Origin of the sequence: Streptomyces sp. NPDC057271, assembly GCF_042668715.1 — a bacterium.
Lineage (GTDB): Bacteria > Actinomycetota > Actinomycetes > Streptomycetales > Streptomycetaceae > Streptomyces.
Map to the genome: position 1 here is coordinate 70,238 of NZ_JBHUYJ010000011.1, position 14,047 is coordinate 84,284.

The following is a 14,047-nucleotide window of genomic DNA, read 5'->3' on the forward strand; positions in this document are numbered from 1 at the left end:
AGGGGGGGGGGGGCGCCAGGGGTCTTCCCTCTTTTCCTTTTTTTTTCTTTCTCCCCCCTCCTTCCTTTTTTTTTTGCGTTTGTCCCGGCGCACGTCCGTATGCACGTGAAAATGCACGAGCTGAAGGCGTGAACTCTTCTCTTCCACTCGCACGTGCCAATGGCGTGTGACGAAGAACGGACCGCGAATTTCCGTTTCCACTCGCTCTCGCGACGGGCGATCAGTAGCCTCTGCTCGAACACCGGCCGCGAACACCTGGCCGTATCCCCCGTGGTTGACTCGTTGGAGACATTGATGGAGCGTCCCGCCTGGGCCCCGCCGGGCATCGATATTTCGGTGCCGAGCGTGTCCCGAATGTACGACTTCTATCTGGGCGGCTCGCACAATTTCGAGGTCGACCGTGAAGCGGCCCGCAAGGCCATGGAGTTCATGCCGGGACTCCCCAAGGTCATGCAGGCGAACCGTGCCTTCATGCGCCGCGCAGTGCGCTACGCCGTCGCCGAGGGAGTCACCCAGTTCCTCGACATAGGCTCCGGCATACCGACGTTCGGCAACGTCCACGAGGTCGCCATGGCAGCCTCGCCCGACGCGCGCGTGGTGTACGTCGACCACGACCCGGTGGCCGTCGCGCACAGCCGGGCCGTGCTGGAGGGCGAGGAGCGTGCCGCCGTCGTCGCGGCCGACCTGCGCGAGCCCCGGGAGATCCTGGACAGCCCGGAGGTCCGCCGACTCCTGGACCTGGAACGGCCCGTGGCGCTGCTGCTGGTGGCCGTCCTGCACTTCCTGGAGGACGAGGACGAGCCGCGCGCGGCGGTCACCGAACTGCTCGACGCCCTCGCCCCCGGCAGCCTGCTCGTGCTGACCCACGCCTCCTACGAGGGCATCCCTCTGTCGCAGGACGACGCCGCGGGCACCGTCGGCGTGTACCGCCAGATCCGCAGCCCCCTCGTCATGCGCTCGCACGCCGAGATCAGCCGCTTCTTCGAGGGCTGCGAGCCGGTCGAGCCGGGCGTGGTCTCCATGCCGGAGTGGCGGCCCGAAAGCCCGGTCGAGGAGGAGGATCCCTACGCCTTCTCGGGCTTCGCAGGCGTGGGGCGCAAGGCGTGAAGGTGCCGTCGCAGCCGTCAGGCTCCGGCGCGGAACCGGACAGCCTCGAAGACAGACTCCGGCGGTTCGTGACCATCTGGAGCCGGGCCACCTTCCCTGTCACGGCCACCTCCATGACCCGCGCCGAGTTCGAGCAGCACCTGATGCCGCTCGCCCGCGAGCTGTGCGCCGCGCTGCACGACCGGTCCCTGGACACGGCGCCCGCCCATAGCGCAGGCGCCGCGCTGGTCGGCATCCACTGCACGGAACCCGACGCGCTCAGCCGCACCCTCGGGGTCATCGACGCGTACCTGGTGCTCTACTGCGGCGACGAGGAGGGCACCTCCACGGAGGAGCTGCGGGCCCGCTGTTCACGGCTCCAGCACGCCATGGCGGCCGGCTTCGCCCAGGCCCTGCGCGAGCGGACCCGCGCCGAGCAGGAGGCCATCGCCCGCTCCGCGCTCAGCGCCCGCAACGCCGCCGAAGTCGCCCTGCACACCACCGAGAGCCGCTTCCGGGCGGTGTTCGACGGGGCGGCGGTCGGGATCGGCATCGCCGACCTCGAAGGGAACGTCCTGGAGGTCAACGAGACCCTCACCCGGATGTTCGGCGGCGTGGACGGGCAGATCCGCGCCCGCAAGGTCACGGAGTGGGCCCACCCCGAGGACGGCCCGCACGTCTGGAAGCTCTACGACGAACTCGTGCGCGGCGAGCGCGAGCACTACCGCGTGGAGAAGCCGTACTACCGGGGCGACGGCACCGTCCTGTGGACGAACCTCACGGTCTCGCTGCTGCGCGACGCCGAGGGCTTCCCGCAGTACCAGCTCGCGCTCCTGGAGGACACCACCGAGCGGCGGCTGCTCAACCTGCGCCTGCGCTACGAGGCGACCCATGACGCGCTCACCGGGCTGCCCAACCGGACCCTGTTCTTCGAGCGCCTGGAGAAGGCGCTCACCTCGGCCGACGGCGGCCGTTTCGGCCTCTGCTACCTCGACCTCGACGGCTTCAAGGCCATCAACGACAGTCTCGGCCACGCCACCGGGGACCGGCTGCTCGTCGAGGTCGCCGACCGGCTGCAGAGCTGCGCCACCGCCCCTGGCGAGATGGTGGCCCGCCTGGGCGGCGACGAGTTCGTCGCGCTGACCACCGGCCCGCACACCGAGCGCGAGGTCGTCGAGCTGGCCAACCGCATCCTCGCCACACTCGCCACCCCCGTCCGGATCGACGGCCGTGAGCTGACGGTCCGCGGCAGCGTCGGCGTCGTCGAGGGACCGGCGGGGGAGCGGACACCGGCCGAGGTGCTGCGCAGCGCCGACATCACGATGTACCGCGCCAAGTCGGCCGGCGGGAACCGCTTCGAGTTCGCCGACGCCGAGGCCGACGCCCGCGCCATCACCCGTCACGGGCTGACCACCGCGCTTCCGGCGGCCCTGGAGCGCGGCGAGTTCTTCATCGAGTACCAGCCGCTGGTGCATCTCGGCGACGGGAGCGTGCACGGCGCCGAGGCGCTCGTACGGTGGTGCCATCCGCAGCACGGCGTCCTCGGGCCCGACCGGTTCATACCGCTCGCGGAGAACACCGGACTGATCGTGCCGCTGGGCCGCTGGGTTCTCCAGGAGGCCGTCCGCCAGGCCCGGTTCTGGCAGGCCCGGCACGCCGACGGCGGCCCGCTGCACATCAACGTCAACCTCTCGCCCACCCAGCTGCACCATCCGCGCCTGGTCGCCGACACCGTCGACGTCCTGGAGCGCTCGGGCCTCGAACCGGGCGCGCTCTGCCTCGAGGTCACCGAGTCGGCTCTGATCGGCGCCGACGACGACCTGCTGAAGCCGCTGCGCCAGCTCGCCGAGATGGGCGTGGACATCGCGCTGGACGACTTCGGCACGGGCTACTCGAACCTGGCCAACCTGCGGCGGCTGCCGGTCAGCGTCCTGAAGCTGGACCGTTCCTTCACCCAGGGCATGCAGCAGCACCCGGCGGACCCGGTCGACCTCAAGATCGTGGAGGGCATCGTCTCCCTCGCGCACAGCCTGGAACTGGCGGTGACGGTGGAGGGCGTGGAGACGGGCGCGCAGGCGCAGCAGCTCAGGGAGCTCGGCTGCGACACCGCCCAGGGCTGGTACTACGCCCGCCCGGGAGCCCCGGACCGCATCCACTCGCTGCTCCTGGCGGACGCGGTGTAGCACCCGCCACGCGTCCCGCCGGGACGGTGCACGCCCTCGACGGGGCGCGCTCAGGTGGAGCGGAGGAGCAGGCGCTGCAGCTCCCGTGCCGCCCGGGGCGGCGCGACGTCGCTGCGGTGGGCCAACGCGATCGTACGGCGCAGGCCCGGACGGGCGAGGGCCGTGACCCGGAGGTCGCGGCCCGCGCGGGCCGCGACCATGGCAGGTACCACCGCCACCCCGAGTCCCGCCCGGACGAAACCGAGCACCGCGTCCATCTCGCCGCCCTCCACCGTGAACGTGGGCTCGAAGCCCTCCGCCCGGCACGCGGCCACCGTCAGCTCCCGCAGGTCGTAGCCGTGCCGGAACATCACCAGCGGCTGGTCGCGCAGATCGGCGATCCGTACCGGACGGGCCGGCGCCCTGGCAGCCGCGCTCGACACCACCACCAGGTCCTCGCGCAGCAGCTCCACCGTCGTCAGGGCCGGGGACGGCGTCGGCAGCGGCAGCACCACGAGCGCCAGGTCGAGCGCGCCGCGCGCCAGCCCCCGTACGAGATCGTGCGAGCCGCCCTCCTCGATGAGCAGCCGGATCCCCGGGTGGAGATCGTGGAAGGCGCGCAGCACGTCCGGCAGCAGACCCGTGCAGAGGCTGGGCGTCGCACCGAGCCGCACCCGCCCGCGCCTCAGCTGCACCAGCTCCTGCACCTCGTGCCGCGCCGTGTCCGTGTCCGCGAGGATCCGGCGCGCCAGCGGCAGCAGTGCCTCGCCCGCGTCGGTCAGCGTGATGTTCCCCCGCGCCCTGCTGAACAGCTCCGCCCCCAGCTCCTTCTCCAGGGCCCGGATCTGCTGCGAGAGCGAGGGCTGGGAGACATGCACCCGCTCGGCGGCACGCGTGAAGTGCCGGGTCTCGGCCACCGCCACGAAGTACTGGAGCTGCTGGAACTGCATAGGCTCAGTCTATCGAGATGAGCCGTACCATGTCTTGGACCTCTCGGGCCCTTCGCCCCTAGCGTCGGATGCATGGCTCTGGCAACGAAGACGGCACCTCCGCCGCCCACCCGCCCCCGCGGCTTCTGGTCCTCGACCATCGGCAAGAAGACCGTCATGGCCGTCAGCGGTCTGCTCATGCTCGGCTACCTCGTGGCCCACGTCGTGGGCAACCTCAAGGTGTTCTTCGGCCCCGAGGAGTTCAACAACTACGGCCACTGGCTGCGCACCATGGGCGCACCGGTCCTGCACTACTCCTGGGCCCTCTGGCTCGTCCGGATCGTGCTGCTCGCCGCCGTGGCCTGCCACGCCGTCTCCGCGTACCAGCTCAGCAGGCGCGACATCAAGGCCCGCCCCACCGGCTACGTCCACCGCCGCAAGCGGTCCTCGTACGCCACGCGCACCATGCGCTGGGGCGGGATCATCCTGGCCCTCTTCATCGTCTGGCACATCCTGGACCTGACCACCGGCACCGTCCACACCGGCGGCTTCCAGGAGGGTCGCCCCTACCAGAACGTCGTCGACACCTTCTCCACGTGGTACGGCAACGTCATCTACATCGTCGCCATGCTCGCCGTCGGACTTCACGTCCGCCACGGCTTCTGGAGCGCCGCCCAGACCCTCGGCGTCGGCAACGCCCGGCGCGAGCGGCTGCTCAGGACCCTCGGAGGCGGCCTCGCGCTCGTCCTGACCGCGGCCTTCATCTCCGTACCCGTAGCCGTCATGACCGGAGTGGTGAGCTGACATGAGCCTTCTCGACTTCACGACCGGTGAGCCGGTCGTCGACCACAAGGCCCCCGCGGGGCCCATCGCCGAACGCTGGGACACCCGCCGCTTCCAGGCCAAGCTGGTCAACCCCGCCAACCGCCGCAAGCACACCGTCATCGTCGTCGGCACCGGCCTGGCCGGCGGCTCCGCCGGCGCGACCCTTGCCGAACAGGGCTACCACGTCGTCCAGTTCTGCTACCAGGACTCCCCGCGCCGCGCACACTCCATCGCCGCCCAGGGCGGCATCAACGCGGCCAAGAACTACCGCAACGACGGCGACTCCATCCACCGCCTCTTCTACGACACCGTCAAGGGCGGCGACTTCCGCGCCCGCGAGTCCAACGTCCACCGCCTCGCGCAGATCTCGGTGGAGATCATCGACCAGTGCGTCGCCCAGGGCGTCCCCTTCGCCCGCGAGTACGGCGGACTCCTCGACACCCGCTCGTTCGGCGGCGTCCAGGTCTCCCGCACCTTCTACGCCCGCGGCCAGACGGGCCAGCAGCTGCTCCTCGGCGCGTACCAGGCGCTCTCCCGCCAGATCGCCGCGGGCAACGTCGAGATGCACGCCCGCACCGAGATGCTCGACCTGATCGTGGTCGAAGGCCGGGCGCGCGGCATCGTCGCCCGTGACCTGATCACCGGCGCGGTCTCCACCCACTACGCGGACGCGGTGGTCCTCGCCAGCGGCGGCTACGGCAACGTCTTCTACCTGTCGACGAACGCCATGAACTCCAACGCCACCGCCGTCTGGCGGGCCCACCGGCGCGGGGCGTACTTCGCCAACCCCTGCTTCACCCAGATCCACCCCACCTGCATCCCGCGCACCGGCGACCACCAGTCCAAGCTGACGCTGATGAGCGAGTCGCTGCGCAACGACGGCCGCATCTGGGTCCCCAAGGCGAAGGGCGACACCCGCCCGGCCGCCGAGATCCCCGAGGACGAGCGCGACTACTACCTGGAGCGCACCTATCCCTCCTTCGGCAACCTCGTCCCGCGTGACATCGCCTCCCGCGCCGCGAAGAACGTCTGTGACGAGGGGCGTGGTGTCGGCCCCGGCGGTCAGGGACAGACGGGCGGAGCCGAAGGCTCCTCGGCTGAGGGTGGTGGTGGGCGACGGGACGGCGTCTACCTCGACTTCGCCGACGCCATCCGCCGGATGGGCCGGAAGGCCGTCGAGGAGAAGTACGGCAACCTCTTCGAGATGTACGAGCGGATCACCGCCGAGAACCCCTACGAGGTCCCGATGCGGATCTATCCCGCCGTCCACTACACGATGGGCGGACTCTGGGTCGACTACGACCTCCAGACCACCGTCCCGGGCCTGTTCGCCATCGGCGAGGCCAACTTCTCCGACCACGGCGCCAACCGGCTGGGCGCCTCCGCGCTGATGCAGGGCCTCGCCGACGGCTACTTCGTCCTGCCCTCCACCATCAACGACTATCTCGCGCGCCATCCGCACAGCGAGCCCGTCACCGACGAACACCCGGTGGTGCGCGAGGTGTTGGCCGAGACCGAGGACCGGATCAACCTCCTGCTCGCCGTGGACGGGGACCGCACCCCGGACTCCTTCCACCGTGAACTCGGCGAACTGATGTGGGAGTTCTGCGGCATGGCCCGCACCGACGAGGGCCTGCGCAAGGCGCTGAGGCGCATCCCACGGATCCGCGAGGAGTTCTGGCGCCGGATCAAGGTCCCCGGCACCGGAACGGAGTTCAACCAGTCGCTGGAGAAGGCCAACCGGATCGTCGACTACCTCGAACTGGCCGAGCTGATGTGCCTCGACGCGCTCCACCGCGCCGAGTCCTGCGGCGGCCACTTCCGCGAGGAGTCCCAGACGCCGGACGGCGAGGCCGCGCGGCGCGACGAGGAGTTCTCGTACGTGGCGGCCTGGGAGTTCACCGAGAGCGGCGCCCCCGTCCTGCACAAGGAAGACCTCGTCTTCGAGTACGTCCACCCCACCCAGCGGAGCTACGCATGAAGCTCACCCTGCGCGTCTGGCGCCAGAAGAACGCCGACGCCCCCGGCGCCATGGCCACCTACGACGTCGACGGCATCTCCTCCGACATGTCGTTCCTGGAGATGCTCGACACGCTCAACGAGGAACTCATCCTGCGCGGGGAGGACCCCGTCGCCTTCGACCACGACTGCCGCGAGGGCATCTGCGGCGCGTGCAGCCTGGTCATCGACGGAGACGCCCACGGCCCCGAGCGCACCACCACCTGCCAGCTACACATGCGGTCCTTCCGCGACGGAGACACCATCGACGTCGAGCCGTGGCGGGCCTCCGCCTTCCCCGTCGTCAAGGACCTGGTGGTCGACCGCTCCGCCTTCGACCGCATCATCCAGGCCGGCGGCTACATCAGCGCCCCCACGGGCTCGGCTCCGGAGGCCCACGCGACGCCGGTGCCGAAGGCCGACGCCGACTTCGCGTTCGAGCACGCCGAGTGCATCGGCTGCGGCGCGTGCGTGGCCGCCTGCCCGAACGGCTCGGCGATGCTCTTCACCTCGGCGAAGGTCAACCACCTGAACGTGCTGCCCCAGGGCTCCCCGGAGCGGGAGACCCGTGTCCTCGACATGGTCGGACAGATGGATGCCGAGGGCTTCGGCGGCTGCACCCTCACCGGGGAGTGCGCGACGGCCTGCCCGAAGGGGATCCCGCTCCCGTCGATCGCGGCCATGAACAGGGAATGGCTCCGCGCGACACGCAGGTCCGCCCGCCGGTAAGGGGGCGCGGCCCGCCGCACGATGCCCTCCGGCCGTCCCGGTCGGCCGCCGACCGCGCGCAGGGTGCCCGGCGGCGGGCCGGCCGGTCCCTCCCTCGACACGGGCAACGCGGACCGCGACGCGCATGTGCGGGCCGCGGACATGCTCGACGTGGAGAAGCGCCCCACGACGACGTTCCGCTCGACCCGGATCGGCGGCGGGGGGCGAGGGGTGATCAAGGTGAGCCCGGAGGTCCGGTTCGTCGAGCCCCGGTAGGGCTCACAGGGGGTGCCTCAGCCGCCGAGCCGGGCCGCGAGATAGCGCGCGGTCCGGCTCTCCGACGCGGTCGCCACCCTGTGCGGTGGGCCCTCGGCCACGATCCTGCCGCCCTCCTCACCACCGCCCGGACCGAGGTCGAGCACCCAGTCCGCCGTGGCGACGACGTCCATGTCGTGCTCGACGACGACCACCGAATGCCCGGCGTCGACCAGGCCGTGGAGCTGGCGCATCAGCACCTCCACGTCCGCCGGGTGGAGGCCGGTCGTCGGCTCGTCCAGGACGTAGAGGGTGTGTCCGCGGCGCAGCCGCTGGAGCTCGGCGGCGAGCTTGATGCGCTGCGCCTCGCCCCCGGACAGTTCGGTCGCCGGCTGGCCGAGCCGCAGATAGCCGAGCCCGACGTCGAGCAGTGTGCGCAGGCTGCGGGCGGCCGCCGGGGTGTCGGCGAAGAAGCCGGCCGCCGACTCGACCGTCAGATCCAGGACCTCCGCGATCGTGAGACCCCGCAGCCGCACCTCGAGCGTCTCCGGGTTGTAGCGGGCGCCCCGGCAGTCGGGGCAGGGGGCGTACGTGCTCGGCAGGAACAGCAGCTCGACCGAGACGAAGCCCTCGCCCTGACAGGTCTCGCACCGCCCGCCGGGTACGTTGAACGAGAACCGCCCCGCCTTGTACCCGCGCGCCCGGGCCTCCTCGGTGGCCGTGAACAGCTTGCGCACCACGTCGAAGAGACCGGTGTACGTCGCGAGGTTGGAGCGCGGTGTCCGCCCGATCGGCCTCTGGTCCACCGTCACCAGCCGCTGCACTCCCTCCAGTTCCTCGCCCAGCGTGCCGACCAGGGTCGACTTGCCCGACCCCGAGACCCCGGTCACCGCCGTGAGGACACCGGTCGGGAAGGCCGCCTCGACCGCCTTGAGGTTGTGCCGCGTGACCGGTCCGGTACGCAGCCAGCCGGTGGGCCGGCGCACCGTACGCCCGGGGGCGGGCGCGCGGTCGAAGAGGAAGCGGCGGGTCGCCGACTCCTCCACCCCCGCCAGTTCCTCCGGCGGACCGCTGTGCAGCACCCGGCCGCCGTGCACCCCCGCCCGCGGGCCGACGTCCACGATCCAGTCGGCGTGGCGGATCACGTCGAGATGGTGCTCGACCACGAACACCGTGTTGCCGGCGGCCTTGAGGCGGTCGAGGACGACCAGCAGCGCCTCGGTGTCGGCCGGGTGCAGACCCGCGGACGGCTCGTCGAGGACGTACACGACGCCGAACAGCCCCGAACGCAACTGGGTTGCCAGGCGCAGTCGTTGGAGTTCGCCGCTGGAGAGCGACGGGGTGGTGCGGTCCAGGCTGAGATAACCGAGGCCCAGCTCGGTCACCGTGCCGATCCGCGCGACGAGATCCTCGGTCAGGAACCGCGCGGTCTCCGAACCGCCGTGGTCCGTCAGGTGCCCCGCGAGAGCCGTCAGCGGAAGAGCGGCCAGCTCGGCGATCGTCCGGCCCGCGAAGGTCACCGCGAGTGCCTCGGGGCGGAGCCGGCTGCCCCCGCAGACCGGGCACGGCGCGCTGGTCAGGAAGCGCTCGGCCTTCGCCCGCAGTGTGGCGCTCTTCGAGTCGGAGAACGTGTGCATCACATAGCGCCGGGCGCTCATGTACGTTCCCTGGTAGGGGCGTTGGATGCGCCCCGCCTCCCGTACCGGATGGACCGTGACGACCGGCTGCTCCTCCGTGAAGAGGATCCACTCCCGGTCCTTCGCGTCGAGCTCCCGCCACGGGCGGTCGATGTCGTGGCCGAGCGCGTCCAGCACGTCGCGGAGGTTCTTGCCCTGCCAGGCACCGGGCCACGCGGCGACGGCACCCTCCCTGATCGACAACTCCCGGTCCGGTACGAGGAGTTCCTCGCTGGTCTCGTGGACGAGGCCCAGACCGTGGCACTCGGGGCAGGCGCCGGCGGCGGTGTTCGGCGAGAACGCGTCGGAGTCGAGCCGTGAGGCCCCGGCCGGATATGTACCGGCACGGGAGAAGAGCATGCGCAGCGAGTTGGAGAGCGTCGTGACCGTGCCGACCGATGAGCGCGTGTTCGGCGAGGAGCGGCGCTGTTCGAGGGAGACGGCAGGGGGAAGCCCGGTGATCTCGCCGACCTTCGGGGCCCCCACCTGGTGGATCAGCCGCCGGGCGTACGGCGCGACCGACTCGAAGTAGCGGCGCTGGGCCTCCGCGTAGATCGTCCCGAACGCGAGCGAGGACTTGCCGGAGCCGGACACCCCGGTGAAGACGGCGATCGCGTCCCGCGGGACGTCCACATCCACGCCGGCGAGGTTGTGCTCGCGGGCGCCGCGGACGCGGACGTACGGGTCGTGGCCGTCGATGCGAGAGTCGGGCATTCCGTAATTCTAGGTGTTTGCGCTGGTCAGGCCCGCCACGCCAGCCAGTCGGCGGTACGAGTCGAGCAGCGCCGCGCGGTCGTACGTACTGGTCGTCACCAGCACCTCCTGCGCCCCGCTCTCCTTCACCACGCGCTCCAGCGCGTCGCCGGCCTGCTCCTCCGTGCCGTACACGTGCCCCGTCAGCCCCGACTCCAAGAACCCGCGCTGCCTGTCGGTCATGGGGAGCCGCCGGATCTCCTCCACGGGCCTGAGGGGCGGGAAGACGCCCTGGGTGCGGGAGTGGGCGAGCGACCAGGCCTCCGGGATCAGCAGGCTCCGCGCCTCCTCCTCGGTCGCGGCGACGGCGACGGTGCCCGCGATCACGACGTACGGTTCCTCGGCCCACGCCGACGGCCGGAACGCGGACCGGTAGGCGTCGATGGCGCCCAGCATCCGCTCCCTGCCGCGCAGATCGCCGATCACCAGCGGCAGGCCCGCCTCGGCGGCGATCGACGCGCCTTCGCCGGTCGCGAGGACGTACGGCGGGATCCGCAGCCCCTCCGCAGGGCGGGCGTGCACCTGGGGGTGGGCGGTCTGGGTGCCCTCGAACCAGCCGAGCAGCTCGGACAACTGCTCGCCGAACCGCTCGGCGTCCTCCTTGTCCCGGCCGAGCGCGCGCCGGATCCCGTCGGTGAAGCCGACGGAGCGGCCGAGGCCCATGTCGATCCGGCCGGGGAACAGCGACTCCAGGACGCCGAACTGCTCGGCGACGAGCATCGGCTGGTGGTTGGGGAGCATCACCCCACCGGTACCGACCCGGATGGCCGAGGTCGCGGCGGCCACGGCGGCCGCGAGCACCGTCGGCGCGGAACCGGCGACGCCGGGCACGCTGTGGTGCTCCGAGACCCAGAACCGGTGGTACCCGAGGGCCTCCACCTCCCGCGCGAGCTCCACGCTCGCCCGCAGGGCGACGGCCCCGTCCTCACCCTCCCGGGTCCGGGAACGGTCGAGGACGGAGAAGCGGATGTCGCTGAGAGAAGACGTCACGCAGGGTTCAACGCGCGGGGGCGTGGAGGATTCCCGGAGGGTCCAGGCGCCCGGAGACTCGCACGCCGGCGCCGCCCGGCCGGCCGCGTGCCCTGGTCCCCACCCGCACTGCCTACGCTGTCCGCGTGACGCGTACCAGCAGCCCCCTCGCCGTGTTCGACCTCGACAACACTCTCGCCGGCACCGCCCACCGGCAGCGGTTCCTGGAGCGCCGGCCGCGCGACTGGGCGGCGTTCTTCGCCGCGGCGCCGCACGATCCGCCGCTCGCGAAGGGCGTCGCCCTGTGTCTGGAGGCCGCCGAGGAGTGCCAGATCGTCTATCTCACCGGGCGCCCCGAGCGCTGCCGCCGGGACACCGTCGCCTGGCTGGCCGCGCAGGGCTTGCCGGAGGGCGACCTCCACATGCGGCGTGACCGCGACTTCCGTCCCGCTCGCCACACCAAGCTGGAGATCCTGCGCCGGCTCGGACGCGACCGTGATGTCCGGATGCTCGTCGACGACGACGAGCTGGTCTGCGACGCGGCCGAGGAGGCCGGCTTCACCGTCGTACGGGCCCGATGGGCGACCGCCTCGGAGGCGCTGAAGGACGCACAGGAGAAGGAGGGCCGTACCTGACCGCGGAAGGCCGCGTCAGGCGCCCGTCCGCCGGGGGTGCCGCACCTCAGGATCCTGCGCCTCGGCACCCTGCCGCTTTCAGGTGCCTGCCCCCGGGACCACCGCGCCTCAGGATCCGCCCTCCTCCAGCCGGAAGCCGACCTTGAGACCGACCTGGTAGTGGCCGATCTCCCCGTCGACGATGTGGCCGCGGACCTGCGTCACCTCGAACCAGTCCAGGCCCCGCAGGTTCTGTCCGGCACGCTGGATGCCGTTGCGGATGGCCTGGTCGACGCCGTCCGGGGAGGTGCCGACGATCTCGGTGACGCGATACGTGTGGTTCGACATGGGGGCCGAACTCCTCTCGGTGGGGGTCATTCCACGGTGCCCCACCACGCTCCGGTCCGCGACACGTCGGGCTCCGGGTGGTCGCTCGCCGCTCGAGGACTCCGTACCGGCCGTCCAGCGGCGTCACCGCCTCCCGCGGCCGGGACCCGGCCGTACGCGATTCTGGACGGTCCCGACCCGCCCTACCCGGGGTAACGGGCGGGCGTGCCGCGCACGACTGCCCGGAACCGGACAGTCCGGGGCTTGACCACTTCGTTGGTCCAGACCAGAATCCAGGCCACGCACCCGCACGAACACGCCGTTCGGTCCCCCCACGACGGGTCAGTTCCCCATGCCGCACTCCATTCATGGAACGCAGAAGGTGACCTACGTGAAGAACCGACACCTGGCCTGTCCCCTGGCAGTCGCCGCGGCCCTCGCCCTCGCGGGCTGCGGGCTCCTCCCCGGCGACGACGGCGGGACCCGAACGGTGAACGTCTGGCTGATGCGCGACAGCGCCAGCGAGGACTTCCTCCAGCGCTTCGAGGCCGCGTTCGAGGCCGAACACGAGGGCGTCGAACTGGAATTCACCATCCAGGAATGGACGGGCATCGGCAAGAAGGTCACCGAGGCGATCCGGGGCGAGGGCGGCCCCGACGTCATCGAGGTCGGCAACACCCAGGTCGCCCAGTACGCCGACACCGACAAGCTCTACGACCTCACGCTGGAGTCCGTACGCGACCTCGGGAGCGAGGACTGGCTGCCCGGCCTCGCCGAGCCCGGACGCATCGGCGGATCCCAGTACGGCATCCCCTGGTACGCCGCCAACCGTGTCGTGATCTACCACAAGGACCTCTTCGAGCAGGCCGGCATCACCAAGCCGCCCACCACCCGGGCCCAGTGGCTCGACGACACCGAGAAGCTCAACCGCACCGGGTCCCAGGGCATCTACCTCGCGGGACAGGACTGGTACACCCTCGCCGGGTTCATCTGGGACGAGGGCGGCGAACTTGCCGAGGACAAGGGCGGCGACTGGACCGGCTCGCTGGACAGCCCCGCCGCCCTGCGCGGCATGGACTTCTACAAGGACCTCCAGTCCCTCGGCTCCGGCCCCAAGGACGCGGACGAGCAGACACCGCCCCAGGCCGAGGTCTTCGCCCGGGGCGACGTCGCCCAGATCATCGCCACGCCCAGCGTCGTCGCCGCCATCACCAAGGCCAACCCCGGACTCGCGGACAAGCTCGGCTTCTTCCCGATACCCGGCAAGAAGGCCGGACAGCCCTGCGCGGTCTTCACCGGCGGCTCCGACCTGATCGTCCCGGAGAACGCGCCCGAGCGGAACGCCGCCATCGAGGTCGTCAAGGCCCTCGCCGGCGAGAAGTGGCAGACGGAGCTGGCCCGGGCCATGAACAACGTCCCCAACAAGACCTCCCTCGCGTCCGTCGTCGAGGGCCAGGAGGCCACCGCCGTCATGGCCCGCGCGGCCGCCCGCGGCCGTGCCACACCGAACTCCCCGCAGTGGGCCGACGTCGAGGCGGCCAACCCGATCAAGCCCTACATGACGGCCGTCCTCCAGGGCGAGAACCCGCAGAAGGCAGCCCGGGCCGCCTCCGAGAAGATCACCCGGACCCTCGGGGAATAGCGGGCCCACACCGAAGAACCAGGCCAGGCGGGCCACCGACCAGCATTCAGCACCTCCACACCCGCGGGCCCCCGAACGGTCATGTCGAATCCAGCCGGCCACG

Annotated in this window: 11 protein-coding genes and 1 pseudogene; 8 read left to right on the forward strand and 4 right to left on the reverse strand. The window is 71.3% G+C overall.

The features are described 5' to 3' along the window. Window positions 1–294: 294 nt before the first annotated feature. Window positions 295–1,107: an SAM-dependent methyltransferase gene (locus ACFUJR_RS08285; protein WP_383171836.1), complete on the forward strand. Its 813-nt coding sequence runs from the start codon at window positions 295–297 to the stop codon at window positions 1,105–1,107. Then, on the forward strand, window positions 1,104–3,269 hold the full coding sequence (locus ACFUJR_RS08290) for a putative bifunctional diguanylate cyclase/phosphodiesterase (RefSeq protein WP_383171838.1): 2,166 nt from the start codon (window positions 1,104–1,106) through the stop codon (window positions 3,267–3,269). The genes ACFUJR_RS08285 and ACFUJR_RS08290 overlap by 4 nt, the downstream gene beginning before the upstream one ends. Before the next feature lie 50 nt (window positions 3,270–3,319). On the opposite strand, the gene ACFUJR_RS08295 is transcribed toward ACFUJR_RS08290, so the two are convergent. Next, the gene (locus ACFUJR_RS08295) at window positions 3,320–4,198 is read right to left on the reverse strand and encodes a LysR family transcriptional regulator (RefSeq protein WP_383171840.1); all 879 of its coding nucleotides are present in this window, start codon (window positions 4,196–4,198) and stop codon (window positions 3,320–3,322) included. Window positions 4,199–4,270: 72 nt separating this feature from the next. On the opposite strand from ACFUJR_RS08295, the gene ACFUJR_RS08300 reads away from it, so the two are divergent. From ACFUJR_RS08300 to ACFUJR_RS08315, 4 genes and pseudogenes are all read left to right on the forward strand, one after another. Next, on the forward strand, window positions 4,271–4,981 hold the full coding sequence (locus ACFUJR_RS08300; protein WP_383171842.1) for a succinate dehydrogenase: 711 nt from the start codon (window positions 4,271–4,273) through the stop codon (window positions 4,979–4,981). A gap of 1 nt (window position 4,982) precedes the next feature. Beyond that, window positions 4,983–6,983 carry a fumarate reductase/succinate dehydrogenase flavoprotein subunit gene (locus ACFUJR_RS08305; RefSeq protein ID WP_383171844.1) on the forward strand — a complete coding sequence of 667 codons (2,001 nt, stop codon included), beginning with the start codon at window positions 4,983–4,985 and terminating at the stop codon, window positions 6,981–6,983. Next, a complete protein-coding gene (locus ACFUJR_RS08310; RefSeq protein WP_383171846.1) occupies window positions 6,980–7,729 on the forward strand; it encodes a succinate dehydrogenase/fumarate reductase iron-sulfur subunit in 750 nt (249 codons plus the stop codon). The genes ACFUJR_RS08305 and ACFUJR_RS08310 overlap by 4 nt, the downstream gene beginning before the upstream one ends. A gap of 90 nt (window positions 7,730–7,819) precedes the next feature. After that, window positions 7,820–7,933: pseudogene (locus ACFUJR_RS08315) on the forward strand (YceI family protein); the annotation flags it as partial. A 68-nt stretch (window positions 7,934–8,001) separates the two neighbouring features. Here the strand turns inward: ACFUJR_RS08315 and ACFUJR_RS08320 are convergent. Then, a complete protein-coding gene (locus ACFUJR_RS08320; RefSeq protein ID WP_383171848.1) occupies window positions 8,002–10,353 on the reverse strand; it encodes an ATP-binding cassette domain-containing protein in 2,352 nt (783 codons plus the stop codon). Window positions 10,354–10,362: 9 nt separating this feature from the next. Then, window positions 10,363–11,382, reverse strand: coding sequence for an LLM class flavin-dependent oxidoreductase (locus ACFUJR_RS08325; protein ID WP_383171850.1), 1,020 nt, complete (start codon window positions 11,380–11,382; stop codon window positions 10,363–10,365). 125 nt (window positions 11,383–11,507) lie between these two features. Here ACFUJR_RS08325 and ACFUJR_RS08330 point away from each other — a divergent pair, with 125 nt between their 5' ends. Continuing rightward, window positions 11,508–11,996: a hypothetical protein gene (locus ACFUJR_RS08330; RefSeq protein WP_383171852.1), complete on the forward strand. Its 489-nt coding sequence runs from the start codon at window positions 11,508–11,510 to the stop codon at window positions 11,994–11,996. 108 nt (window positions 11,997–12,104) lie between these two features. Here ACFUJR_RS08330 and ACFUJR_RS08335 read toward each other — a convergent pair whose 3' ends face one another. Next, on the reverse strand, window positions 12,105–12,323 hold the full coding sequence (locus tag ACFUJR_RS08335) for a dodecin (protein WP_352189686.1): 219 nt from the start codon (window positions 12,321–12,323) through the stop codon (window positions 12,105–12,107). 370 nt (window positions 12,324–12,693) lie between these two features. On the opposite strand from ACFUJR_RS08335, the gene ACFUJR_RS08340 reads away from it, so the two are divergent. Further along, window positions 12,694–13,944 carry an extracellular solute-binding protein gene (locus tag ACFUJR_RS08340; RefSeq protein ID WP_383171854.1) on the forward strand — a complete coding sequence of 417 codons (1,251 nt, stop codon included), beginning with the start codon at window positions 12,694–12,696 and terminating at the stop codon, window positions 13,942–13,944. Window positions 13,945–14,047: the final 103 nt, after the last annotated feature.